The sequence below is a fragment of the Streptococcus mitis genome, from assembly GCF_905187495.1.
GTDB classification, from domain to species: domain Bacteria; phylum Bacillota; class Bacilli; order Lactobacillales; family Streptococcaceae; genus Streptococcus; species Streptococcus mitis_CU.
This window is the reverse complement of record NZ_CAJJIB010000018.1, coordinates 1-221: the sequence shown is the minus strand read 5'-3', so window position 1 is coordinate 221 and position 221 is coordinate 1. Positions and strand designations below refer to the sequence as shown.

Genomic DNA, 221 nt, shown 5'->3' with positions numbered 1-221 from the left:
TCTTTTGCTTTTAATGCTTCATCGATGGCTTGTTTTGCCGCTGGCTTCGCTTGCGCTGTTGGTGTCACTGAGTCTACACTTGTTGCTCCATCAGCCTTAGCTTGTTCCACCGCTGCATTTGTTGTTGCTTGATCAATTGCTTGTTTTGCTGCGTCTGCTTTGGCTTTCGCATCTTCTTTAGCTTTTGTTTTTTCTTCTGCTGTTAAGTCATTGTTGGCATC

General features: G+C 44.3%; 1 protein-coding gene. It reads right to left on the bottom strand.

The window, feature by feature from the left end:
* Positions 1–221, bottom strand: a 221-nt coding sequence (locus JQ843_RS03880; protein WP_203212945.1) for a DUF1542 domain-containing protein, incomplete at both ends; no start/stop codon positions are given.